The organism is Sporolactobacillus shoreae (assembly GCF_004684935.1).
Taxonomy (GTDB): domain Bacteria; phylum Bacillota; class Bacilli; order Bacillales; family Sporolactobacillaceae; genus Sporolactobacillus; species Sporolactobacillus shoreae.
This window is the reverse complement of sequence record NZ_SRJD01000002.1, coordinates 261910-288093: the sequence shown is the minus strand read 5'-3', so window position 1 is coordinate 288093 and position 26184 is coordinate 261910. Positions and strand designations below refer to the sequence as shown.

24 protein-coding genes are annotated in these 26184 nt (G+C 43.8%); 11 read left to right on the top strand and 13 right to left on the bottom strand.

The window, feature by feature from the left end:
• The first annotated feature begins 6 nt into the window (after positions 1-6).
• From rfbB to E4665_RS03245, 4 genes are read left to right on the top strand one after another with little or no spacing between them, the layout of a single operon-like run.
• On the top strand, positions 7-990 hold the full coding sequence (gene rfbB, locus E4665_RS03260; RefSeq protein ID WP_135347408.1) for a dTDP-glucose 4,6-dehydratase: 984 nt from the start codon (positions 7-9) through the stop codon (positions 988-990).
• A gap of 16 nt (positions 991-1006) precedes the next feature.
• On the top strand, positions 1007-1933 hold the full coding sequence (locus E4665_RS03255) for a glycosyltransferase family 2 protein (protein WP_135347377.1): 927 nt from the start codon (positions 1007-1009) through the stop codon (positions 1931-1933).
• 14 nt (positions 1934-1947) lie between these two features.
• Positions 1948-3045 carry a DegT/DnrJ/EryC1/StrS family aminotransferase gene (locus tag E4665_RS03250; protein ID WP_135347376.1) on the top strand — a complete coding sequence of 366 codons (1098 nt, stop codon included), beginning with the start codon at positions 1948-1950 and terminating at the stop codon, positions 3043-3045.
• 35 nt (positions 3046-3080) lie between these two features.
• Positions 3081-3980 carry a beta-1,6-N-acetylglucosaminyltransferase gene (locus tag E4665_RS03245; RefSeq protein ID WP_135347375.1) on the top strand — a complete coding sequence of 300 codons (900 nt, stop codon included), beginning with the start codon at positions 3081-3083 and terminating at the stop codon, positions 3978-3980.
• Positions 3981-4094: 114 nt separating this feature from the next.
• Here E4665_RS03245 and E4665_RS03240 read toward each other — a convergent pair whose 3' ends face one another.
• The 10 genes from E4665_RS03240 to E4665_RS03195 form a co-directional block, all read right to left on the bottom strand.
• Entirely contained in the window at positions 4095-5540 is a 1446-nt protein-coding gene (locus E4665_RS03240) for an oligosaccharide flippase family protein (protein WP_135347374.1), read from the bottom strand.
• A 71-nt stretch (positions 5541-5611) separates the two neighbouring features.
• Positions 5612-6583 carry a DUF6625 family protein gene (locus E4665_RS03235; protein WP_135347373.1) on the bottom strand — a complete coding sequence of 324 codons (972 nt, stop codon included), beginning with the start codon at positions 6581-6583 and terminating at the stop codon, positions 5612-5614.
• A gap of 45 nt (positions 6584-6628) precedes the next feature.
• Positions 6629-7750: a glycosyltransferase family 1 protein gene (locus E4665_RS03230; protein ID WP_135347372.1), complete on the bottom strand. Its 1122-nt coding sequence runs from the start codon at positions 7748-7750 to the stop codon at positions 6629-6631.
• 36 nt (positions 7751-7786) lie between these two features.
• Positions 7787-9019, bottom strand: a complete 1233-nt coding sequence (locus E4665_RS03225; RefSeq protein ID WP_135347371.1) for a glycosyltransferase family 4 protein — start codon at positions 9017-9019, stop codon at positions 7787-7789.
• Between the two features lie 15 nt (positions 9020-9034).
• Positions 9035-10255, bottom strand: a complete 1221-nt coding sequence (locus E4665_RS03220) for a glycosyltransferase family 4 protein (protein WP_135347370.1) — start codon at positions 10253-10255, stop codon at positions 9035-9037.
• Complete coding sequence (locus E4665_RS03215) at positions 10252-11508, bottom strand: hypothetical protein (protein ID WP_135347369.1); 1257 nt, start codon at positions 11506-11508, stop codon at positions 10252-10254. Before E4665_RS03215 ends, E4665_RS03220 begins: the two co-directional genes overlap by 4 nt.
• Positions 11509-11562: 54 nt before the next feature.
• Positions 11563-12687 (bottom strand): glycosyltransferase, encoded by a 1125-nt coding sequence (locus tag E4665_RS03210; RefSeq protein WP_241654635.1) that lies wholly within the window; start codon positions 12685-12687, stop codon positions 11563-11565.
• A 73-nt stretch (positions 12688-12760) separates the two neighbouring features.
• On the bottom strand, positions 12761-13465 hold the full coding sequence (locus E4665_RS03205; protein ID WP_135347367.1) for a sugar transferase: 705 nt from the start codon (positions 13463-13465) through the stop codon (positions 12761-12763).
• Between the two features lie 70 nt (positions 13466-13535).
• Positions 13536-14234 (bottom strand): CpsD/CapB family tyrosine-protein kinase, encoded by a 699-nt coding sequence (locus tag E4665_RS03200; RefSeq protein ID WP_135347366.1) that lies wholly within the window; start codon positions 14232-14234, stop codon positions 13536-13538.
• A complete protein-coding gene (locus tag E4665_RS03195; protein ID WP_135347365.1) occupies positions 14231-14992 on the bottom strand; it encodes a YveK family protein in 762 nt (253 codons plus the stop codon). Before E4665_RS03195 ends, E4665_RS03200 begins: the two co-directional genes overlap by 4 nt.
• An 801-nt stretch (positions 14993-15793) precedes the next feature.
• Between E4665_RS03195 and E4665_RS03190 the strand changes: the two genes are divergently transcribed.
• On the top strand, positions 15794-16441 hold the full coding sequence (locus tag E4665_RS03190; protein ID WP_135347364.1) for a hypothetical protein: 648 nt from the start codon (positions 15794-15796) through the stop codon (positions 16439-16441).
• 272 nt (positions 16442-16713) lie between these two features.
• Here the strand turns inward: E4665_RS03190 and E4665_RS03185 are convergent, their stop codons facing one another.
• A complete protein-coding gene (locus E4665_RS03185; RefSeq protein WP_167815092.1) occupies positions 16714-17832 on the bottom strand; it encodes a glycosyltransferase in 1119 nt (372 codons plus the stop codon).
• Between the two features lie 166 nt (positions 17833-17998).
• On the opposite strand from E4665_RS03185, the gene E4665_RS03180 reads away from it, so the two are divergent.
• From E4665_RS03180 to E4665_RS03160, 6 genes are all read left to right on the top strand, one after another.
• Positions 17999-18289: a PqqD family protein gene (locus E4665_RS03180; RefSeq protein WP_135347362.1), complete on the top strand. Its 291-nt coding sequence runs from the start codon at positions 17999-18001 to the stop codon at positions 18287-18289.
• On the top strand, positions 18279-18785 hold the full coding sequence (locus tag E4665_RS03175; protein ID WP_135347361.1) for a S24/S26 family peptidase: 507 nt from the start codon (positions 18279-18281) through the stop codon (positions 18783-18785). The genes E4665_RS03180 and E4665_RS03175 overlap by 11 nt, the downstream gene beginning before the upstream one ends.
• A gap of 33 nt (positions 18786-18818) precedes the next feature.
• Entirely contained in the window at positions 18819-20606 is a 1788-nt protein-coding gene (locus E4665_RS03170) for an ABC transporter ATP-binding protein (RefSeq protein ID WP_135347360.1), read from the top strand.
• Positions 20607-20643: 37 nt separating this feature from the next.
• On the top strand, positions 20644-21468 hold the full coding sequence (locus E4665_RS03165) for a hypothetical protein (RefSeq protein ID WP_135347359.1): 825 nt from the start codon (positions 20644-20646) through the stop codon (positions 21466-21468).
• A 404-nt stretch (positions 21469-21872) separates the two neighbouring features.
• Positions 21873-21995 (top strand): hypothetical protein, encoded by a 123-nt coding sequence (locus E4665_RS18650; RefSeq protein ID WP_277752202.1) that lies wholly within the window; start codon positions 21873-21875, stop codon positions 21993-21995.
• 346 nt (positions 21996-22341) lie between these two features.
• Positions 22342-23487, top strand: a complete 1146-nt coding sequence (locus E4665_RS03160; protein ID WP_135347358.1) for a nucleotidyltransferase family protein — start codon at positions 22342-22344, stop codon at positions 23485-23487.
• 57 nt (positions 23488-23544) lie between these two features.
• Here the strand turns inward: E4665_RS03160 and E4665_RS03155 are convergent, their stop codons facing one another.
• Entirely contained in the window at positions 23545-24627 is a 1083-nt protein-coding gene (locus tag E4665_RS03155; RefSeq protein ID WP_135347357.1) for a glycosyl hydrolase family 28-related protein, read from the bottom strand.
• A gap of 417 nt (positions 24628-25044) precedes the next feature.
• Positions 25045-26136, bottom strand: a complete 1092-nt coding sequence (locus tag E4665_RS03150; RefSeq protein ID WP_135347356.1) for a glycosyl hydrolase family 28-related protein — start codon at positions 26134-26136, stop codon at positions 25045-25047.
• Between the last annotated feature and the right edge of the window lie 48 nt (positions 26137-26184).

The following is a 26184-nucleotide window of genomic DNA, read 5'->3' as shown; positions in this document are numbered from 1 at the left end:
GGATTGTTGAAACTGCTTGTAACTGGAGGCGCCGGCTTTATCGGCAGCAACTTTATTCGTCATATGATCAAGTTTCACCCTGGTGATTCAATCATTAATCTCGATTTACTTACCTATGCCGGAAATCCAGAAAATCTGGAAGAGATTTCAGCACATCAAAATTATCATTTCGTTCATGGAAATATCTGCAACTACGAACTGCTTGACGCTGTCATCGATCAGTTTCATATTGATACGATGGTTAATTTTGCCGCGGAATCACACGTTGATCGCAGCATCAGCAAACCCGGTTTATTTATTACAACAAATGTGCTCGGAACACAAACCCTGCTTGAGGCGGCAAAAAACAAACATATAAGTAAATTCGTACAAATATCAACGGATGAAGTATACGGCTCTTTAGGGTCAGACGGTTATTTTACAGAGAAGACGCCGCTCGCTCCAAACAGTCCTTACTCCGCAAGTAAAGCTTCAGCGGACATGATTGTTCGGTCTTATTCTGAAACCTACGGACTGAATATTAATATCACACGCTGCTCCAATAACTACGGTCCCTTTCAATTTCCTGAAAAGCTGATTCCGTTAATCATGACACAGGCACTTGAAGACAGAGAACTGCCCGTTTACGGTGATGGGAACAATATTCGTGATTGGCTCTTTGTTGAAGATCATTGCGCGGCGATCGATCTCGTACTTCATCAAGGGAAACCCGGCGAGATCTATAATATTGGCGGGCATCACGAAATGCGCAATATTGATCTTGTCAAACTGATTCTCGATAAGCTGAACAAACCGCAGAGCCTGATCAAACAAGTCCCAGATCGCCTGGGACATGACCGGCGCTATGCGATTGACGCCACTAAAATAAAAACCGAACTGGGCTGGCAGCCGCAATATAGCTTTGAAACGGGAATCAACGAAACCATCCGGTGGTATCTGACGCATCAGAACTGGTGGCGAAAAATAAGATCCCGGGAATATGTGGATTAAAAGAGGGTTGTTCTCTATGGATCATCCATTAGTATCAGTCATTATCCTGACCTATAACAATTTTAATTATTTAGAGCAGTGCTTCGATTCAGTACTCTGTCAGAGTTATCCGAAGCTGGAGATCATCATTAGTGATGATTGTTCTCGAAATTTTAATAAATCCTCCGTTGAGAATTACTTAAGGAATAACAAGCGCGAAAATATAGTCGATTACAAAGTGATGCAAAACAATAAAAATCTGGGCATCGTAAAAAACCTCAATCATACGATAAAAACAAGCAAGGGAAGCTATATCGTGCCGCTCGATTGTGATGATTGTTTTTATGATGAACATGTCATCAGCTTATTAGTGCAAAAATTTCTGAAGACAGGCGCTAATATCATTACCGGTTACAGGAATGTCTATGACAAAAGCCTGAATAAATTTTTATACCGCCTTCCTGAAAAGAAAAAAATAAAATTATTCACTCCTGATCATATGGATCAGCTATTCGAGGAACTGTGCAGAAGAAATATCATTGCCAGCGCTTGCACCTCTTATAGCAGAAAATTATTTGAGCAATATGGCTATCTAGATGAAAGTTATAAAGTTCTGGATGATTATCCCGAATACTTAAAATTAGTTCGATTAGGTGAAAGGATTCATTTCATCAATACAACTCTAATAAAATACCGGCTGGGAGGAATAAGCACCGGCAAAGCCATTAATCCCGCTTTTGAAGAAGATATTAACTTAGTTCTAAAGAAAGAAATACTGCCCTATCCGGAAAAAATAAGCAAGCGTTTATATAGGGTGAAACTGTATGACTACCGCAGGCGGACGGAGAAGAATGTTAATCTATTCCTCCTCAGCATCAACTATTTTGATGTCGTCTTAATCAAAATTGTGGAAAGGCTGAAATTTTCTATTAAAACTTATTTAATAAATAAATACCAAATCTAGGAGATGTAGAGCCAATGAAAATACCTTTCAATAATTTCAAACCGATGCATCATGAAATTAAAAGTGAAGTTCTCGCCAAATTTAATGAAATTTACGATAAAAGCTGGTATATCAATGGCACAGAAGTTGAAAATTTCGAGAAAGAATTTGCCAGTTACTGTGGTTCTAAATACTGCATTGGCTGCGGGAATGGCCTCGATTCATTATGCCTGATCTTAAGGGGCTATGATATTCAGGAGGGGGATGAGGTTATCGTTCCTTCCAATACCTATATTGCCACAGCCCTTGCCGTTTCATCTGTCGGAGCAGCCCCCGTATTCGTTGAACCTGACATCAGAACCTATAATATCAATCCGGATCGCGTCGAAGAAAAGATCACGAATAAAACCAAAGCCATCATTGCCGTACATTTATATGGGCAGCCCGCTGAGATGGACAAAATAAACAAAATGGCTGAAAAGTATGGCCTGAAGGTTATTGAAGACGCCGCTCAGGGACATGGCGCTCAATATAAAGGAATCAGAACCGGAAACCTTGGAGATGCAGCGGGTTTTAGTTTTTATCCCAGTAAGAATTTAGGTGCTCTTGGTGATGCCGGAGCAGTGGTGACCAATGATCCGGCATTGGCTTTAAAAATAAAAGCACTATCTAATTACGGTTCAGACAGAAAATACCACAATATTTATAAAGGAGTCAATTCCAGACTGGATGAAATCCAGGCGTCCTTCCTAAGAATAAAGCTCAAGCATTTAAACCGATGGAACAATCAAAGAAAAGCGATTGCAGAACACTATCTAAGGCACATTGATAATGATCGGATCATAAAACCATTTGTCAGTGATTTTGCAGATCCTGTCTGGCATATATTTGCGGTCAGAACTAAAAAAAGAAATGATTTTCAGGACTACTTAGGAAAAAATGGAATAGGAACCACGATTCACTACCCGATCGCAATGCACTTGCAGGACGCCTATAAAGACTTAAAGATAAAAAAAGGCGAGCTGCCCATTGCAGAACAAATCGCAGATGAGATACTCAGCCTGCCCATGTGGTACGGCATGAGGGATACGGAAATAAATGACGTCATTGAAAAAGTAAATGCCTGGAAATGATGTGTTATCGCTAAATGAAAGCAGTGTGTTTAGAGATGAAAATTGCCTATCTAATTATGGCTCACAATAATTTTGAACACTTAAAGCGATTAATCCGCTCCATTCAGATGGAACAAGCATTCATTTTTATACATGTTGATCGGAAGGCTCCTCCTGTATCACTTGAGGAGTTTCACCATGTACAGGTTATCCAGAAGCACTATTCTGTTAAATGGGGCGGATTCAGCATGGTTAAAGCGACGATCGAGCTGCTGAAGTGCGCCTATCATTTCGATGATTTTGACCGGTATGTACTATTAAGCGGCGCTGATTTTCCGATTAAGAGTAATGACTATATAGTAGATTTTTTCACAAAGAACAGAAAGATTAATTTTATCGATACGCAACCGATGCCATCAGCTGATAAACCATTTGATCGTTTGTTTTGTTATCATATCGAATGTGATCGAGCCACCAACCTGAAATCATTTCCCATTAAACTCATAAACAAGATCATTAAACGTTCCGGGATCAGGAGAGCCTATCCACAAAAATATCAGAACTATCAGCCATTCGCCGGCAGCCAATGGTGGTCGTTTAATGATGCGTTCGTCACCTACTTGTTAAACTTTCTTTCCACGAATGATGAATTCGTGAAATTTTTTGAGCATACCTTTGTTCCGGATGAAATGTTCTTTCAAACGATTATCATGAACTCCCCATTTGTACGTACGGTCAGAAACACACTGACTTATGCTGATTGGGAGGTGGGAGCGCCTCCTTACCCTTCCCTCATCCGGAAAATTCAACTGCCTCTGTTGAAGAACGAATGGGTCTATTCCAATCATCGGGTATCCATTTACTGCTTTGCAAGGAAATTCAGTGATGATTCAGCAGAAGTAATACGTGAACTCGAAAAACTGAAAGAAAGTAGTCGACAGTTTCAATTAGAATGAAAAAGAACGGTATTGTTAAAAGTGTCCGTTCTTTGTCGCTCTCGACACTCGCGTTCCACGGCCAATCCGTGAACCTACTCATTCATCGCTAAAAGAAAAAACACCATTTGAAAATTACCTATTTCTGTATTTCTGCAACGTCTTCCCGATTTCATGATAAATGATTCCGTCATGTTTCAAATAGCCTTCAACTAATAGGATCGAAAAATAAACGATGCTCCCCAGCAGTATTTGAATTACCGTTGTTAATATAGAAACGCCCATACTTCTCCCCACAATCCGGACGATCAGAAACATAATAAATCCGGCAATAAAATAATCGACTGTTTTTGGGCCGATACTTCTGAACGGAATGATGTCTCTGATCAGATAAAGCTGCACAAGAGTGACCGTTAATTCCGCAGCAAAGGTCCCCCAGCTGGCACCAATCGAACCAAACGGTTTAATCAGAATGAGGTTGACAATAAAATTGATGATCGCTCCTGCGTATAATGAGGTCGTATATTCCCTCATCTTGCCCAGCGGCACCAGATACTGGGTACCGAATACGCCGCTCCAGGCCATCAGCACAATCGTCGGCGAAAGGATCATAAGCACAAAAATGCACTTCAAAAAACTAGTGCCCATATACCAGGGAATGAACTCTTCAGCAACTCCGGCCAACCCGAACATCAGTGGAATGGCCAAAAAAGTGGAGAAATCAAGTGATTTCACTAAATAATCCCTGGCTTTTTCAATCTGGCCGATTGCGAAAGTATGCGCCATTCTGGGGAGCATCACCGTCCCAAGCGAAGTGACAACGGATAACGCCACCATCCTGATCTTATCCGCATAATCAAAAATACCGACTTCACTATTATTGGCAACAATTCCGATCATTGTCTTATTCAAAACGAAGTAAATCTGGAGAGCAATTCCCGGGAGAAAATAGATAAAGGCCGGTTTCAAATGACTCATAATTTGTTTCCATGTCACTCTGACGATCATAATCTGGCCTTTAAGATAGAACCACATGACGAGGGCACTTAAGAAGATAGACAGGCACATGATATAGGTGTAGATGGATAAATCCGATTGGTGTTTCACAAATGTAAAAATAGCGACTAAAGAAAGGAGTTTAACCACAATATTCCGGGTAACAATTTTTTTAAACATCTCAATGCCGAAGAAGAACCAGGAGCAATCAATGACCGTTCCCAGTAAACTAATCGTCTGGATCAGAGCAATATTCTTATCCTGCTGAATGAAAAAGAAAACCAAGATTAAATAACCCGCAACCGAACTCAGAGTCAGCATCAGTTGCAGAAAGTACAGGCTGAAGAAGTTCTCGCTCATCTTTCTCTTATTATCCCGGGTCATGGCGATGATCTTATTCCCATAGGTGTCAATACCAAGGATGCCAAGTAAAGAAAAGTAGGAAATAATGGAAGACGTATAAGCAAAGGTTCCGACTCCCTGAGGAAGCAAAACATGAGAAACATACGGGACCGTTATGAGAGGCAGGATCATCATCAGAATTTGAAGGAGAAGATTATATAAATAATTTTTTTTAATACTCATCGCATTCATCCCCTGTGCGTGACATCCAAACGTTTCTTTCCTGAATGATCCATCATGAATGGTTAAAATGATCACTGATTCCCGGAGATTTTTGATATTAAGTTTGTGGTCAGTACTTTGGATTTTCTGGAGAGTCTCTGAAAAATTCGCTTCTGTTGATGAAGTACGCGTTCAGGTACAGTTGGAATGGAGTAATTGAAAATGCCTTTTTCTTTCAAATCAATATTGGTGATAAAGCCCTGGTGATTAATTAAAAATCGATGATCGACGACTTCTTTCCGGTCGAGAAATCTCGTAAACTTTCTTTTTTGAAAGTGAATGTACTCAAATTCTTGTTTGCACATTTGATTGTTTTGATTTAAAAAAATCCCGAATATTTTTCCGTTGTCCCAAACAAACACTTGATTCAAGTAGTCCATTTTAACATTCAAGGTGATCGTATTGAAGGCAGTGCGGTCCGGTGAAATGTCGGCAATCGAATCGACATGATAATAGGGAATATGGTATTTAGATAGAATGACATTTATTCCATCCATTTCATCAAAATCAAAATAGCGATTTGTTGAGAACACTTCTTTATAGCTCACAGTCTCTGCCGCTCTGAGCATAAAATATCGATTCACTTCATCACTATTTTTAAATAGTGTTAAATGGCCCCTTGACTGTATTTTTGAATAATGGTTCAGTTGATTCAAGTCGATGAAATTTTTCAGATTTCCGTAGATCAAGTCCAGATCCGTATAGCCCCAATAGTCATAGTCCTTCAGATATTCCTGAAAGATATAGCCATACGCCGGCCTGTAGTCACATAACTTATAAGGCGAATCCAGTGAAATTCTCATTTTCAACCGGTTGGTAATGAATTTTTTGATCCGGCTGAGCGTTGTACGTTCTATTTTCACATTTTCAGGCGTGATATAAGCGGTGTGATCATCAGTCAGGATCAGCCAATCAAAATCCTTATTATAACTGCAAGACAGCAAATAGAGGCTGAACCACTGAGGCAGTTTTCCAAAATACACGATGATAAAAAGTGCTCTCATTTGATTGGTCTCCTAAAGAAAAAAGTTTACGCTGAATGATCCCTTTTACACCTGATTGCATGATTGAGTCAGGGCGCTTAATAAATGCTCAAATTGATGCGCCTGAGTTTTAATATCAAATTCTTTTTTCCTGATCGCAAGTGTTGTGTCCGCATGCTTTGTATTTTCCGTCAGAATGACTTTAGCCCAATAGGCGAGTTGTCTCTTTAAAGAACAAAAGGTTACCGATTGTGTGATCTTAGCTTCCCGGCTTATCGTATCTGACAATACCAGCGATAAACCTGCAGCCTGCGCTTCAACCGCCACAACAGGCAGTCCTTCAAAAAGTGATGGAAGGACAAATACATCCATCGCCCACATTAATTCCGGAATATCCTTTCGATTCCCGAGGAAAAGCACATCGTCTTCCAACCCGAGCCGTTTTACTTTTTCTTCAATTAGTGGCTTTAGCTCCCCATCCCCGATCAACATTAATTTAGCCTGGCCATTTTGGCTGCGGATGGCTTGAAACACATCAATCATGAAATCATGATTTTTCTGACGAACAAATCGGCCCACATGCCCGATGACGAACCGATTGTCTAAGTTTAATTGTTTTCGAATGTCAGTCCTCACATCCTGATTAAATCGGAACAGGTCACAGTCAATTGCGTTATTGATTATTTTTACGCGTCCTTTTTTAAAAAAATGCTTACCAAACATCCATTCACCGGCTGCCTGTGAACAAGCGAAACATCGCTTTGAGACCCAGCGGACGTATATGCGGTTGAAAAGGTGCAATCCTTCAATTAAGAGGCTCTTCTTGCCGCCTCTCGTATTATGGCCGTGTGTGATGATCGTGTACTTGTTTCTTTTAGCCAATAGAAACGGAATGATATTATAAAAGCCGCATGAGTTAAAATAAATGATGTCGTGGTCGTTTCGCCATTCTTTGAAGCACTGATTGAGTTCTTTCATCGATTGCAGCAAATTTTCTTTTTGTCCGGTAATCTTGTAAACTCTTCCACCTAGATGACGGACCTCTTTTTCCGCATAAAACAATTTGCCTCCGTGAGGAATGATGTCAAACACATACTTTGACCGATCAATATGACGGAACAGGTTCATCACGTATTCTTCCATGCCTCCTACTGAGGTTCCAAGTCCATAGACGATGATCCGTTTCATTCTGAAACCTCCAGTTCTTCCGGCAACAAGCTGATCTCAGCTCGAAATTTCCTTAATAAAGGTCGCATAATACCGATCCAGATTCATTTTTTTCGAACGAGCACGGCTTACCTTCGACATCAGGAGACGCCGCTCATCATTCATCACTAATTCGCGCATCGCCCAGGTGAGGTTAACAATGATCCGCTCATCCCTGGGAAAGAGAAAAGCACAATCCGCCTTTACGTATTCAGGAATTCCGCCTGACAGTGTGGTGATCAGAGGAAGCCCCGAAGCCATTGCCTCAATAACCGTCAAGGGGGCAGGATCATTCCACATCGAAGGAATCACCGCCAGATCCGCCATTCTGTAAATCTCCGGCATTTGATCGTAGGAAATAAATCCTGTAAAAATGATGGACTCATTCATGGGCTCGGCAATTTCCCGCAATTCACTTTCGAAATCGCTCGCGATCCCGCTGCCAAAGAAAACAGCGCCTGCGATGACGAGCTTTGTTTTTGGCAACTTCGCCTGTCGAAAGGCCAATAAGAGTTCCTTGACTCCCTTCTCCTGTGTCAGCCTGCCGGTAAACAAAATAACTTTTTCATCGCGCTGAATATGATATTTTTCACGCAAGCGCATGTCTTTGTTTTGGGAAAGAGCGACGGATTCATTCTTTGAGAACCGCTCCGTATCAACCGCATTAGGAACAACACGTAGATTTTGTTCCGGTATCGCGTGCATGAAATCCGGCAACGTCCGATTGATATAATCACTGACTGCCAGAGTTTTGCACCCTTTGATGATGTTCGCGCATCCGTAGCTTCCCGTTACCGCATTGTGAATATGGAAATAATAGTTCCCCTCATATTTTTTATAGTTATGTTTGCCTTTTAATGTTCTGAACAAAGTCGCGCTGTTTTCCAAGACCACTTTGTCAAACGTCTCTTTGGCCAGAATACGGGTTGTTTGGTGCAGCACGTAAAGCCGCCGGAAAAGATTTCGGTATGAGGCTGCCCCTCTTTTTTTTAACAGTCTGTTTGCTAGGAAATAAGTTGCCTTGTCAAGTGCTTCAACCAGTGCGCCGGGGCGAATAAAGACAAACCGCGTGTGCGGGTATTTTTTTCGAGCCACTTTTTCCGCTTCATGATCAAAAATGCTGATGATCACCAGCTCAAACTGGCGATACTTTTCGTTCTCTTTTGCCAGATTCTCGACCAGCGCTTCGACTGCCCCTCCCTTAACAGCGGGGACAGGCAGAGTTCCCGCAGTCACGATGGCCACTTTCATCTAACCCCCCCTATGCTAATCCGATAGTTTCGCAACAAAATCTGTATAATACTGATCCGCGTTCAGCCGTTCAGCCGTCTTTCGGCTGGCCGCCGCCATCTTCTGACGCAGCGCATCATCTGACAGAACCCGATTTAACGTATCCGCCAGCCGGTCCACAATCTGATCATCCCGGGGCAAGAGAATCGCGCCTTTATGGCCGGCATATTCCGGAATACCGCCTGATATGGTTGTAATCAGCGGCAGCCCGGAGGCCATTGATTCGATGACCGTCAAAGGCGCCGGATCTTCCCACATGGATGGGATGACTGCAACATCTGCCATTCCATATACAACCGGCATGTCCGGATAAGCGATGAACCCTGTAAAGATGATTCTGCCTTTGATTGGTTCAGCGATTTTCTGCAATTCTTTTTCATAGTCGCTGATCATGCTGCTAGCGTAAAAATAACCGCCTGCGATGACCAGCTTTGTTTTTTGCAGATGAACTTTTTTGAAGGCAAGCAAAAGTTCTTTAATGCCTTTTTCTTTGTTCAACCGGCCCGTAAAAAGAACGACGCGTTCATCAGCGGCAATTCCATAGTTTTTGCGCAAGGCAGCCGCGTCCTCTTTGCTTTTTTCGCTGCCAAAGTGGAACGTATCCGCACAGTTTCGGAGAACATCAAACTTTTCTGCCGGGAAACCGCCTAAAAATTCGTTCAGTGTCTGATTGATATACCGACTGACACCCAAAATCTTTCTGCAACCAAGCATGACCGCTTTGCATCCATAATCTTTGGTAACTTCATTATGAAGATGGTAATAATAGTTTCCGGCATATTTCCGGGCATTCTGATGCTTTTTCAAGGTCAAAAACAGCGTCGGATGGTTTTCAATGATCAGCTTATCGTATGTGTTCTTCTGCAAGTATTTGCTGACCTTTGCGATATAATGAAGCCGCTGGACGATATACCGGTAAGACATGCTTTTTTCTTTTTTAAGAATTGTTTTGGCAATGAAATAGAGGACGTGATCACACAGTCTGACGATTGCCGGAGGTTTTATAAAGATAAAATCCGTTTTTTTTATAGAGCCTGCCATCCTGACCGATTTTTCATGATAGGTGCTGAACACGGTCAGCTTGATTTTTCCATAGTCTTCATTTTTCCGGATGAGGTGATCAATCAATGCTTCTACCCCGCCCCCCATTGCCGCGGGAACCGGCTGATATCCGGATGTAACGATTGCTGCTTTCATCCATTCGTCCTCCTTAAGTTAAGGCGGATGCCGATCGATGAGGATATCGCTTCACTTTTTCCAACCGCTTGCTGATATGCCGGCTGAGCCAGTAAACCCGTTAAAAAGAAGAAATTCATCAAGGAAGGCGGAAAGTTAAACGAGCCATCAACCATAAAGGCCAGGAAAATGCAGACCAGGCCGAGAGAGGCCAATAGATTCATCTTGAAGCTATGATAGAGAGCACTTATGAATACCAGAAGAAACCCAATAAAACCGAAAAGCCCATAACAAAACAATGTGGATAATAAACCTTCCAATGTATCCAGCTGATTCCAAGGCAGTCCAATCAATAAAAACCGGAGAAAACCCAATTCATTTAATTGATTGACTTGCGCAAAGGCAAGCGCAAATTGAGAAGTCCGGCCGGCACCCGTTGGATCCGAAGCGGTTTGCTGAATATAGCGCGCGTAAGCCCCTTCGAGAAATTGATTATTCGCGTACATGAGATAAAGGGTGCCAAGAGCAGCGATGAAGAAGACAGCCGATAAAAACAGAATCTGTTTCTGATAACTCAATTTATTTTTCACAAGAATTAATAGGAAAATGAAGAGAAGGACAAACGGAAACATAATCGACCTGGAACCACTTAGGAACAAGCCGAAGAATCCGAAAAACAGAGCCAGGTATTTGACCAGTTTCCAGTTAACGGATAACGGAACCCAGGATAGAAGGATTGGAATACCCATGGCATAAAACAATCCCGCTCCGTTACCATTCTGATACGTCGAAGGCATTTTTTGTGCTTCTCCGACAGCTGCCATGCCATAACCAATTGGCTTTGCCGCCAGATCCTGCCCGAACGTATACGTCAATCCGGGAATGGCGGTCGTGACAATACCGGCCACCCTTTGAATCAGGGCATAACCGCCGGCAATGATCAGGGAAACCGCAAGGATCTTCAGCGCTCTTTGAAGATCGGCAGAATAACCGATTCCCACAGCAAGCGGTGAAGCAAGCACAACCATAGCAGCGGTCACTTGAAACGATGAAAGATCTCCCAAGTTAAAGATCAAAGAAATTACCACACACCCGGCAAATACGATATAGGCAGTGGACAGACCCTTAATCTTCGAAAACACGGGAATCACCTGATATTGGCACTTCAAGAGCGCAAACAAAAAGAAAAACATGGCTATCGTAATCGGAACGCCAAGCTGGGCACCTGCTTTTGGAAAGGCAAATGTCATAAATTCGAAGAGATCAATCAGCATATCCATCCTCCGCGTGTTCTACAAAATATACGCCCACTCGCTCTTTTCCTCATATTACTTAGCTTCATACTGCGAGCTAGCGTGTTGAATAACCGGTTCATTCCTATCAATCAACTGTTTGTAGACGTCCATCAGCCGCCGGTTTAACGTCTCACCTGTATATTTTTCCTGAAAAATCGAAAATCCCTGTTCGCCCATTGTTTGTAGCTCCTGTTTGCTCACTGTTGTCAGGATTCGGGTTAACTCTTCTAAATGGTCCAGATCGAAGAGGTAACCGTTGACTCCACTTTTCACCAAATCGGGAAGATCCCCTCTGTTACTGGCAATCACCGGTTTTCTATTTTTCATGGCCTCAATCGCGACCAGTCCGAATCCCTCCCATCTGGAAGGAATGATCACCGCATCAAATTTTTCATAATAACTATCGATTCGATCATGATCAATCCAGCCGAGAGAAATGATGTGATCCGGAATCTTCATACGGACAGGATCCAGAACATTTTCCCCGATCAGATACAGCCGGACATGCTTTAATGGATCATTCTTAAAGAAATCAAGAAGGATATCGATTCCTTTCTGCCTGTCAAACCGCCCGACGAAAAGCAAATTCAGCTTTGAGTGATCCAAGGTTAGCACAATGTCATTTTTTTTATAGAGGCGCTCTTCGATCCCATTAGGAATAACCAGTGACTTCTCTTCAGGAATCTTGTATTTCTGTGAGCCGATAAACTCATAATCCGAAATGTTGATAATCCGATCTGTTTTCACGGCAAGCACCCGCTCTAATATCCCGTAAATGCTCTTCTTCATGCGTGAGATCTCCATCAAAAAAGACCAGCCATGTGCACAATACACGATTTTGGGGCGTTTCCTCTTGAAGAGGAAGCAAAGCCGCACGAATAAACCGGCAAAGGAGCTATGGATGTGTATGATGTCCGGACGGATCTTTTGAATCGCCTGGTTAATCTGACGGATGGCGGAAAAAAAGCGTCCAAACTTTCTCTCATAGCTGTAATAGTGAACGTGAACACCGTTAATGAGTAGTCTGTCAGAGTTGTATTCGCTCATTAGTACATGTACACTACTTACCTGATTATCCGATACCTGGTAGTTCAGGATCTCGTTGAGGTAGGTTGTGATCCCGCCTCTGACGTATTCACAGACATGCAAAATTTTCATGACCATCGCTCCTCACAGAGCCTTATTTGTGATTCTCACTCATTCGGAAGGGCTTTTCTCGGGCAACATCCTGTCAGAAGGCATTTTTGAAATTGAAGAAAACAAAAATCGTTTTATAAATAATTTTGAGATCGAGAAGGATTCCTCTTCGGTTGATATACTCGATGTCTAGTCGGACCATCGTCTCAAACCCCGTACTGCTTCGTCCCTCTACCTGCCAGAGACCCGTACATCCGGGTTGAACGATTAATCTTTGTTTGTCGTAGTCGGAGTACCTCTTCACTTCACTGGGGAGCGGCGGTCGTGGACCAACAAGACTCATATCTCCTTTTAATACATTCACGAACTGGGGAAGTTCATCCAGACTCGATTTTCGTAAGAAACGGCCAATCCGGGTGATTCTTGGATCATTTTTCATCTTAAACATGGCGCCGGTCATCTCGTTTTTATCGAGCAGATTGCCCAGCAGATCTTCAGCCTGATGCACCATGGAACGAAATTTATAGATCGTGAAGGTTTTTCCGTTCATTCCGGTTCTGATTTGCTTAAAAAATACTGGCCCCACGGGATCATCAAGTTTGATCAGAATGGGGATTAAGACGAACAGCGGGGAAAAGATGATCAGACCGGCTAACGCGCCACAGATGTCGAGGATTCTTTTAATGATTAAATAACGTCTTCTTCCCTGTCTGAAAGGGACAGCCAGTTGATTCGCGTGCCCCACTGTATTTACCGCAGAGGAGAGCTTTTTACCCGCCTCCAGCTTTGATAAGGCCATAATCGTACCTGCCTCCTATGAAGGTCTTTTCGCTGCGAACCATACTCTAGGCAGGCCGGTGGTTTTCTTTTTAACGGTCGCCGTAATAATAGTCGTATTGATCTCTTTTTTTTATTTTCTTATCATTCAGAACAACACCGAGGAGTTTGCTTCTGACTTCTGAAAACACTTCTGCGGCCCTTGATGCATGATCGATTTCCGTCGATCCGCTTCTGACTACGAGCAAAATGCCATCGCAAAGATTGGCCAGCAAACGAGCATCGGCTACCGCCAGAGCCGGCGGTGAATCGATAATCACCTGATCAAATCGTTCCTTTGCCTGCTCGATGATTCCCGCCATGTCTTCAGAACTCAGCAGGTCAGCCGGATTAGGCGCAGCCGGACCGCTGCTAAGAAGCGTTAAATGATCGACAACGGTTGACTGAAGCACCTCATCGAACGGGTCCTGAGCAGTTAACAGATTGGTCAGTCCCTTTTGATTTTCTGTCCGGAACGAGTAATGCTGTGACGGTTTCCGGATGTCCGCATCAATCAGCAGGACCTCCTTCCCCTGCTGTGCCATAACAATCGCCAGATTCGAAGCAGTCGTCGATTTACCGTCACCTTTTTCAGCAGAAGTGACCATATAGGTCTTCATCCCTCCGCCTGCCTTTGCAAAGGAAAGGTTTGTACGCAGTGTCCGATATTGTTCTGAAAATGAAGAATCCTTCCGGAAATAGGCAATTAATGGGTGTGTCTTTCTCTTTCCCCTATTCATCCGTCTTCTCATAGCGCTTTCACCCCGCTCTCCGAAGCCGTCTGCCTCTTCGTCATTTTGGTGCCTGAATTCATGCTTCGCTTCACTACATGGCTGTTACTTGGAAGGTGTGAAATAACTCCTACAACTGGCAGGCCCATTCTCTGTTCAATGTCTTCTTCCGTCTTAATCGTGTGATCCAGATACTCAATCAGGAAAGCAAGACCGACTGCAAACAACAAGCCAATAATCATTGCGATCGTCACATTTTTATGCAGATTTGGTGAAACCGGTTCATTACTTGTGGAAAGTGTTGCCGGTGAAAGCAGGGTAACATTATCGATTTTCATCATGCTTCGTACCTGCGCTTTGAACACCTGAGCGATACCATTCACAATGCGCACCGATAATTCCGGCTGCCCCGTCTCCGTTGTAATGGAGAAAATCTGCGAATCCTGGCTCGTTTGGACAGTCAGCATCCCCTGCAAATCTGACGCTGTCAAATTCAGCTGTAGCTTCTGAATGACCTTGTTCAGGATCGACGGGTCATTAATGAGCTCACTGTAGGTCGTCACCAGCTGTACGTTCGTCTGAACAGCATTTGAACCGTACAATGATTGCGCATTGGACTGATTCACAAGAATCCGTGTCGTCGCCTCATACATAGGCGTCATGAAGTAGTGTGTGATGACCACGCCCATGACTCCAGCGATGAGGGTGATCGCAGCAATCAGCCATAACCGCTTCCGCAAAATAAAATAGATTTCTTTTAAACCCACTGTCTTCTTCATTGACGTTCCTCCAAATGTGTTTCAAGGTCACCCAATCCGGAAATCAGGCAGAGAGAGAATGAACCAATTTTTTCTTACACGTAGCATACTGAACAGGCCTTAACAGTTTCAGGTCAGGCACAGGAGGGCTTGCTAGAGAAGGATTGTATTCAGTGAATTACTTTTTTTGAACACCTTTTTATAAAAAATTTGATTCAGAAAAACAAATCTATTGGTTCATGCTTTTTCCCAAGGAATTCAAAAATGTTGCAAAAAAAAAGAATACTCTCACTGGAAAGAGCATTCATTCTTTTCATAGGGTTTACTGTTTGAATAGAGAATGATTTGGCACTGTCGCAAATACACTTACCGAAGAAAAGCTCGAGGAAAAGTTTGGATCAGTAGCTCACCTGGCGCCATTTGCTGAGGATTAACCATATACTTGCAAAACTGACTTGTCCAAGTATTTGTTTTATAACTTAATCAGCTTAATAACGAGGCACTAGCTCCAAAGCACTTAAAATACTTAATAGATTTGGTAATGAGCTGATCCAGAATCATTCTTAAACTCGGAATCACTCACAGTGATAAACCAGTCTGTATGAACATGCCCGTTTATTTCATTTTCTTCAATGAATAGAATATTCAATTATTTGACATCACTCTTTCCCAAAGAATTCGATCTTCATTCTCCTATGGTATTAAAAACTGTAATGATCATGTAATGGAATGAACTGTATAGTTCGATTAAATGATCATCGGGAGATATACATTAGTAGCTCCCCAGAACATTTTGGTCTCGAATAATCCGGGGTGAAAACGGTGCGAAAAAAAATAGATATCACAGGCCAGCGGTTTGGCCGTCTGATCGCTGTACAGGAAGTCAGCTCGAAGGGGCATCATCGCTGCTATTTGTGCACCTGTGACTGTGGAAACACCAAAATAGTCCCGATGGATAATCTAAGAAACGGAAAAACAAAATCATGCGGTTGCTTAAACCGTGAAATGACTTCGTCAAAAAACACAATTGATCTGACAGGAAAAAGGTTCGGCCGGCTGACTGTGCTTAGGCGATCTGGTGGTCATCATAAAACCCAGACAAAAGCGATATGGACATGCCAGTGTGACTGTGGAAATGTTGTCGATGTGCTTTCAACGAATCTAACCCGGGGAGAAACAAAATCATGTAGCTGCTGGAAAAAAGACAACGGTTACGCCCTTTTTCAGTATGATCGGAGCCACCTGTTAGTAGATGGTGTGTTTTTCCCACTACTTAAGAGCCGGGTCAGGTTTGATAACCCGACAGGAGTAAAGGGTATCACCATAGACCGAGCAAGCGGGAAATATCGGGCATCGATTACCATCAGGCGAAAAAGAATATACCTTGGAAGATATGCAAAACTGCAGGATGCTGTCAGGGCGCGAAAAATCGCGGAGGATATATACCATAAACCTTATTTAGAAGGTTAATACCAAATTAAAGTCATTCAGATTTCTTCATGATCTTGCTTGATCAGTCACATAAAAAAATACTTGACACAGAAACGTTGGACTTATCCAAAAAAAGTTAATCTTTCTTATTCATTTTGGCGGAATGCTTGTTTGGCTGATCAGTGAAAATCAAGCTGTTATTGTCAATTACCATTTCCCCGGTTACAGACAGAAACAGATTGAAGAGTGGTTTTGATCTGCCTGTGAAAGGGCAAATTCTTTTGTTCGGTGAAGAAAAATTAATCCCCTTTTTATCCTTGAAGAAGCGAATCAATGGCACGAACAATCTGAGCGAGTATCGTCGCTGAATCCTCCCGGATGTTATAGCTTTGTTGCATGGAACGCAGAATATCTTCCGTCAGCTGATACTCCTTGATCTCGTCCCAACTCACCTCCCGAACGGGTCCCACCCGTCTGAGAAAGGCTACTGTATTCCTGTCTTCCTGCATCTCATTACGAACGATCAATATCAGTGCTTTACGGAAAGACACTGCCTCCGACACAATGCCCCATCCAGGTTTCGTGATCACAAGATCACTCGCCGCAATGTAATTCTGCGACTCAGTATAGTCATCAGGTATATGAAAAATATTTTCTCCTTCGATATCAAGATTGCTTGATACAAGAAACACACAGTTGGGGCTCCGCCAGATATTAAGTGCAGCCAAATCTTTAGTTGCCATGTTCATGCCCAATCCAAAGAATACAATCCTGATACCTGATGAAGCACCTACTGCCGCCCGGATCCTTTTCACTTCGTCCGCCTGTGATCCGCGTGCAAAGAATCCGAAAGACAGATTGCCTTTCTTTCCCCAGCGCCGTTCATTGTTGCCTGCAAGAGCAAAAAAATAGTCCATTCTCTGATAGCTTTCCTCTAAAAGTCTTCTTTCTTCCAGCATGTGTTCGTAGGCAGTATGCCAAGTGAAGTTAGAAATTCCAAGAGAGAGCACGCCAGCTTCTGAGGCCGCCATAAAAGGAACGGGTGGAATATCACCGATCACCAGATCGATTGGATTCTCTCTCAAAAACCGGATTTCTTCGCGGACAGATTGTGGGAAACGCCCGACAAACTCGAGATAGGTACTTTTCAGCCGCTCCTTATCCGGTTCAAGTGAAAAAGGTTTCATGATATATCCGGGATCGTTTCTCACCCGCCTTAGGACAACCTGACCTGAATGGATCTGATTATTCAATGACCGGGCCACAAATTCCAGTGCGTAAGAATGGCAGACGATGACTTTAATCGCCGATTTTTTTCTCTTGCAAAGAGCTCTGATTATCGCCACGCTTCGGGCAGCGTGACCATAGCCATAGTCGGATATATAAAAAGCAATCACACTCACGAAACGAATCTTTTCATTTATTCGCATGTTACCCATACTCCTTCGCCCTGCTGTCACTATTTTATTAGTAAATGATTCGCCGCTGAACTGTATGAATCCTTCACCATTTACACCGAGTAACGCCGATGTAACGGAAAACAATGTACGATAACGTTGATAAGAATAATCTGACAATACAGGGGGGGTATGCCTGATGGAAACCTATTATATCCGGAAAAAAGATCGTGACACAGTAGAAGTTGAGGATGAGGATAGCCTGATGATCATTGACACGGATGTTTCGACCGTCACTCGGCTGAACGGTACCGGAAGTCAGTGCTGGGCGCTGCTTAAGGAACGGCAAAGTTCTGAATCACTCGCGCGTTCTCTACTCACGGAACAGAAACAGGTTACGGGTGATAACGAATTATCGAGGCTGAGCAGCGACATTCAGATCTTTCTCGATGAAATGGTTCATTGCGGGCTGATTGAAAATGAGGGCTGAAAAAAGGGACTTTCTCGAAAAAAAAATGGGGCCGGCCATCCGAGGCAGGCTGGAACGCCATGGCCAAATCATCCTGACAGCAAGCGGGCAGAGCATGTTTCCTTATATCCGTCAAAATGATCTTTGCACGTTTTCCAGTCTGAAAGACGACAGCGACTTGAAAAAAGGTAATATTGTGCTTTATCAGCATCAATCCGGCAGACTAATTGCCCATAGATTATTAGCAAAAACAGTGGATGCCCGGGCAAGAGCCTGCTATGTCATCAAAGGTGATTCAAATATTCTACCCGATTCACCTGTCTATCCGGATCAGCTTCTTGGCATTCTTACGGATATCCGAATGATCAGCCATCGCATCCGATTCTCGCATTTTTTTGACCGTACATGGAGCCGGCTGATTCTGGGCCTTCCCATTCTGTCATGGACTGTCCATAAATATCTGGGTCTTCGCAGACGCGCAGCCGGACTACTGCAGATCACTCAGGAAAAGTCCTGAGACCGGTACCGGATCGGTCTGGAGGTGAGTATCTTGAACTTATTGAATAAAATCGGCCTGAATAACCTGAAGCAAACGTTCCAGCTGCTTCTGCCCTATCTGCTGAAACATAGGGCGGCCTATGCCGGGCTGTTGTTCACGATGACTGCCCGCATCCTTCTGACGATCGCATTTGCCTCTTTTTACGGCCGGATGACTGATACAGCGACCCATGGCAATCTGAACGGACTGACACAACTCACGGTGATGGGGGTCGGCCTGCTTTTGGTCATGATCACCATTAACTATCTCGACACGTTTTTTGAATGTGCCGCAATCTATGGAGTAAAGCGCGACCTAAAAGTGGCCCTTTTCCGGCAAACGCTCCTGCTGCGTGCGGATACAATGGCCGCGATCCGTTCCGGTGATTTGATTTCCCGATTTGATAATGATATGAATCAGATCGAGCAGATGTTGGGCAGCAGACTGGTCGACCTGATTCGTCTTCCGCTTGTCTATCTCTGCGTTTTCACTTTTTTGTTTCATATCAATCCCGTACTTTCGCTGATCAGTTGGGCCATTGCGCCAGCAGCCATAGGAGGAAGCGCCCTTTTCGGCTTCCTGATGCGACGGAATAGCCGTCAAATCAATGATCTGGCCGGAGAGAATACACAAATTGTGAGTGAAACGCTTCAGGGATTCTCCGTGGTGCGTTCCTTTGTTCTTGAAAGAAGTTTTTTCAGAAGCTATTCAAAGCAGAATCGCAGGCTTTATCGTTTGGAAATGAAGAATGCCAACCTTCGCGGCCTTTATAATTCCGCGGGACAAGTTGCCGTCAGCGCGACATTTCTTGCCAGTCTCTGCCTCGGCGCTTATTTTGTTTCAAACAATCAGATGTCTGTCGGCGCTCTGGTTACATTCATCACACTGGTTAACCAACTCGTCTTTCCTCTTATGAATGCGGCTGGTAACTGGGCTGCATTCCAGAAGGCTTCCGGTTCGATCGAAAGAATCCAGTATGTATTAAATCTACCGATCGAATCCGGTGATCTTCCCGATCCGGTCATTCCTGTCGTCAAGCAGCAGTTCGTTCCTCTTTCTGTTGAGTTTGACGCTGTCAGCTTTTATTATAAACCTGGCAAACCCGTGCTCAGTCATTTTACCCTGTCTGTTCCAGCAGGAAAGAAAACGGCCATTGTCGGATTCAGCGGGGCAGGAAAGACGACGCTGTTCTCATTACTGATGAACTTCTATCATCCGCAATCCGGGTTCATAAGGATCAATGGACGTCCGCTGAACGACATTCCGCTAGCTGAATTGCGCGGGCGCATCGCCCACGTTCCTCAGGATCCGACTTTATTTAATGGAACGATTCGGGAAAATCTGCTGCTAGGCAGAGAGAGGGATGGGCATGAAATTGAATATGCCACACGATCCGCAATGATTCATGATTTTATTTGCTCGCTTCCGGATGGTTATGATACACCGATCGGTGAACGCGGAATCATCCTTTCCGGTGGTCAGAAACAGCGACTTGCCATCGCCAGGGCGATGCTAAAAGACGCTCCGATTCTCTTGCTCGACGAAGCCACATCAGCTTTGGACGGAGAGACGGAACACAAAGTCAAATCCACCATCGACCGGCTGATGGTCGGACGAACCACCCTGGTGATCGCCCATCGTCTTTCAACCATCCGTAATGCTGACAAAATCGTGGTCATGGAGAATGGGAAAATCGTCCAGGAAGGCACGCACAGCACACTGATGGCTGAGCCCGGTCTCTACCGTCGGCTTTATCAGTCGGACTTTGTCAGGGAGAAAAAGAGTCAGGCATTGATTTGATCCGATCTTTGAAAACGTTTAAAGGAGATGAAGAAACATGATCCGAAGAACTGCGCTTGTTGACGAACACCTTATTGATCTATTCTGTGATTCAGTCGAACTTTGGACACTGATCGAGCCTAATTTTCAGTTCGTTGATGAGGGTGATACCATACCCGTGGATGTCACGCTTGCTATTTACGGAGATTATGGAAAACCATTTACGGATTTTAATGTCGGGATAACAACAGAAAAAGGGAAAAAAATTTATCGGCGAACAGATTACCTGCTCGAAATGGATAACGACTTCCGCCATGCGGTTATCCGCGCCTATGACCGTACAGCTTTGAAACACGCGCTGCTGAACTTTTACAGTACCTATCTTCTTCATAATAACTGGGGCGTGCTGATTCATTCCTCCTGCGTTATCGAAAATGGTGAAGCTCACTTGTTTGCCGGCGATTCGGGTTGTGGTAAGTCAACGGCCGCACGCCTGTCCCGCCCGCGCAAACTGCTCTCAGATGAGGCGACATTGATTAAGATTACCCCTACAGGCGTTACCGTTTTTAATTCACCGTTCCGTAGCGATATCTTTGCCGCCAGTGGAGGAACGCCTTGTCCACTCAGGAGCATTCAGCTGCTTCACCAGAGTCTGGAGAACAGAAGCGTAACCCTGAAGAAGGGCGAAGCGTTGCTGCGCTTTTACAAAATGGCGTTTTACTGGTCCAATGAACCATCGGATTTTCCGAAAATATTGAGGCTTTTCCAAGTGATGCTCGATCAGGTTCCTGTCTGTGACCTGTACTTCCAAAAGAACAATACGTTCTGGCAACTGATTTCAGAACAGGAGCACATTCAGGAAAAAGTGAGTGTCCACGGGTAACGCTGATGTAACGTAGAATGCTTATACTAAAAACATGAAGTGTTAAGCTAAATACTTCTGGTTAATCGTGAATGATCAGAAATCACTTTTGAGGAGGTGACAAACATGGAAAAGGAAACAAAAGTAATCCGTCCCGAAGTCATCAGCCATGAAAGCATTGAATTTCACACCGACGGCTTCAGCAAACCAAGCAACTGCTCCCCTTCATAATGTTTTATGACTAGTCCCGGAAACAAGGTAAATCAGCAGATTTTCAAATCGATTCGTCTCTGTATTCAGACAGGGAAACGTGCCCTTACGTTTCCCTTTTCTTTCGAAACTTTATCCGAATACATGACGTATTGAGCTGATACTTCTGTTGAATCGTGAACGATCAGAAATCACATTTAGAAGAGGTGACAAACATGGAAAAGGAAACAAAAGTAATCCGTCCTGAAATCATCAGCCATGAAAGCATTCAGTTCCACACTGACGTCTTGGCTCCAGATCATTTCAGCAATCCAAGCGGCTATCATCATAAAGATTAATTGGACAACGTAACTCCGGAAACAAGTGAAATCAGCAAGTTTTCAAATCAACTTATCTCTGTATTCAGACAGGGAAACGTGCCCCCACGTTTCCTTTTTTTAACTTTTTTTTTGAATGTGTTCGCTTCTCTTCACTTTTTAGCTTCAGGCTCTTACGTTCTACGCACAATCCGCTTCAATCAATAAACAGCGAATCTTAACATAGCCACTTTTTAAATCTAAAACTCTTGTTTAAGGTTCTTCATTTGGTAACACTAGTGTAACACCATTAGGCCTATGATTGAATTAGTAGAAACCGGAATATCTTTATCCTGATTGATGACTCATCCTGATAGGAGCAGAGAACATGCTGAAGTTGCTGCGTGCGTTATTCAATCCGCAATCACCTCTTCCAAAAGAAGTCGCCTATTATCAACAAGTGCTCGATGACTCATCTTCGTGGCTGATTTCGTCGCAGCTCTATTTCTTGCTGAAAAAGGAGCATCGTCTTCACCTGACACCGCTTTTCTTTCAGAAGACGTTAAAAGTGCGCTCGATGCATCATATGATAATCAGTGCCATGATTGCCAAAGAAATGGAGCGGCTGCTTGCTTGTTTCGAACGTCTGGACATCAATGTCATCCCGTTCAAAGGGCCGTTTTTTGCAAAAAAATATTTTGGTTCGCTCAGTGCAAGAAGCACCTCCGATCTTGATATCCTGATCAGACCGCAGCAAATGAATGCCGCAGTTGAAGCAATCCAAAGCCTTGGATTTAGCAGTGACGTCAAATACGAACCGGAACACTTTCATCAAGTATTCCATAAATTCATTCCAACTTACCATTTCGATCTTTGTCTTGAGTTGCATTGGCATGTACTAAGAAAAGAAACGTCCTCTCTGAATATAGACCAGGTCTGGGCCACTGCGGTTCCATTGGCGGGATATCAACATGTTATGGAATTGTCCGACCTCCGCATGTTCTACCTGATCTGCCTACATGGCTGGAATCATGAATTCAACAACTGGAAATATTTCATCGATATCATTCAGATGATCCATCACTTAGGAAGAGAGCTGGATTATCCGGAGCTTTTTGATCTCGCACGGCGGGAGCGTACTTACCGACGTATCGTTCACTCTCTGTCCCTTGTGTACAAAGCATTTCCGCATCTTCATGAGACTGCTCCGTTGCCGCTTCCTCAAAGTGCTGGCAAACATCTATGGTGGAGTGAGAGAATCATCGGCACAGACAGGGGGTCAGAACCCACCTGGCCCATGTTCGTCAGACGGATGAGACAAATGGATGATTATGACACACTGCAGCAAAGATGGACTTTTTTCAAACGGGAAATTTTACCTGATCCGGTGACAATGTCGCGAATCATGCATTCAACTGGCCAGCAACAGTCCCGGTTTGTCCAATATTTTTGGCTGTACGTACACCGGTTCATCAATTTGTTTGATACGCAAAAGTTTACATTAAAAAAGAGGCCGCCCGAACGAGAAAAATAGCCGGCGGAACGGTTCCACCGGCTTATTTCATATAGTATTGAAACAATCAATTAAACTTTATTTATAAAACCGGGATTTCTTAAGCAGCGCCGGTTGATAGATATACTTTGAGTAAAATCGTGAGGAACTGACAGACAGCTTCCCGCCGACGGGCCAGTCCGTATTGAATATGGCTAGTTTACTGTACCATTTGTTGGATTTATAAAAAGAGCTGTTGCTAACCGAAACATTGGCTCTGGACAGAACCGCAATATCCGCTTCCGGGCTGCCCGGATAATGGATAAAGCCGTTATTTTGGAACTTACAGTTAACGATGGATACCTGTGACCCATCTTCAGCGTGCACCGCCTGTCCAGCAATATTATTAAAAGAAGAATTCTTAATCACAATATTTTTTGCCCCGACGGCAACGCCGACACCAAATCCGGCATTCGGGGTATTGCTGGTAATCCCGCTAAACGTGTTGCTGTCTATCGTCCACCATCTGCTTGGTGCATTGATTTCGATATCATCTGAGTGATTGTTCAGGAATTTGCTATGACTGATTGTGACATTGTAACTCGGATGTTGGTTGGAGAGAATCGAATATCCCGAACCAGTGAATAAAGAATGAGTGACCGTAAAATAGCGGACTGTGGACGCCATCTGGATACTTTGGACCGAAGTCTGGAATTTAACACTGTCGATAGTAATATGGTCACCCATCGGCCAGATGCCAATCTTGCCAACAAAGCCTACTTGCTTAATCGTCTGATTACCTCTCAGTGAAAAAATATCGTTTGTATTCGGATTGGTCGTTTTAAAAGTGGTCTGGGTCATGCCGGCTCCAGAGATTGAAACATAACGGGGAATCTCGATCGGAAAAGAAAGAAGATAGGTTCCCTTGCTGAAATAAACGGTGCCGTGGGACGCAGCAGCAGCATTAACTGCTCGATAGACAGCGTTCGCATCGTCTGTTTTTCCATTTCCACGCGCACCGAAGCTTTTGACATTGATTATTTTTGGAGATGACTTGGCAATAGCCCATGTCCCGTCAAACAATTGATCTCTATGTACATAAATGGTCAGAGCAGCAAAAATCAGAGGAATGAGTGTCACGGCTGGCAGGATCCATTTTCTCATTGATGTAGTGTGAAACATTTAACTCACCTTTCAATTGGGATTGTTCTTGATTCAATGACCATGCAAGGCTCTGCCCTTTTGCAGAGCCTTAATTCTGTCCCAATGGGTCTTACGATTAGTCTCTCCCTTCTTTTCTATGAAACTATTATTTTGAAACATAAATGGATTGTATTACCATACGACACGTTTTGCAATCTCTCGACAAAATGTACGGGCTTTCATCGACACTTTTCATAGAAATTCCATAGAATGAACTTATTTTGTTCATGATGCATCGCCAAAATGGTAAAAATTTATCGGTGATGAAACGTTTGAGGTGATATTGAGTGAACATTCAAAGGGGAGCTTTCGAATGAATTTTAAAATGGAGGAAGAAATCTTAAGAAGGCTGAATGACAAACACTCCAGAAAACGGGGATGAATGCAATGGCTGTATTATTTAAAAAAGCTATTGCGTTCTGATGTGATCGGCGCACCCATATCTTTCTTGTAGAATTTAGAGGATCTGACGGTGACTGTTCCGCCAACGGGCAAATCAGTATTGTAAATGGCCAATCGGCTGTAACTCGGATCAGAAGCCAGAAAAACTGAGTGGTCGACGCTGATGGTCGCCTGCGAAAGCACCGCAATATCCGCTTCAGGACTACCGGGATAATTTTTTTCACCATTATTTCTGAAGATGCAGTTCATGACAGCGACCTGAGCGTGATCCTCGACGTGAACGCCTTGGCCATTGATCCGTTCAAAAGTACATCCTTTAATCACTATTTTTTGAGCCGACAGGGCTGCACCAACACCGAATCCCGCATTTTTTGTTGTACTGGTGATGCCTCTGAAGGTGCAATTCTCGATGACCCAGTCTTCACTGGGTGCATTAACCTCTATAGCATCCCCAAAATTATTTAAGAACCGACAATTGATAATCCGAACAGTATAACTGGGCTGCTGGTTGGAAAGAATGCCGTATCCCGACTGTTCAAACAGGCAATTAATGACGGTCAGGTCACGGACGGTAACTGAATTCTGGATTCCTTGGACACTGTTCTGGAAACGGCAGTTGTTTATGATGATCCCGTCACCTGCAGGTTGAACACCAATCGGGGAAACAAAACCGACATTTTCGACAGTCTGATTCCCGCCGAGTGTAAAAAGGTGATCACTGTTCTGTTCCGCTGCTTTAAAAACAGTCTGTCCGGAGCCGGATCCAAGGATTGAAACGCCGGCAGGAATGCTAACCGGCGCGGAAATCCGGTAGGTGCCTCTTTCAAAAAAGACCGTGCCGCCAACCGCAGCAGCTTCCTGAACAATCCGCCGGATCCTGTTGGTATCATCGATCGTCCCATCTCCAGATACATGAGAGGCTTTAACCTGAAAGAAGGCGGAATTTGACGTGGCGGACAAAGTGGTCCTGTGTGGCGTTTGCTTCGGTGCATTGGCGTGATTGACTGCGAGATAAAGTAGCACTGGAACACCAAGGAATACGAGTATCACAACAATTAGGCTTTTGATACGGGGGCGCTGAAACATCCCGGTCCCTTCTTCCTTTATACCCGCGGGGTATTTTTCTTGGCGCAA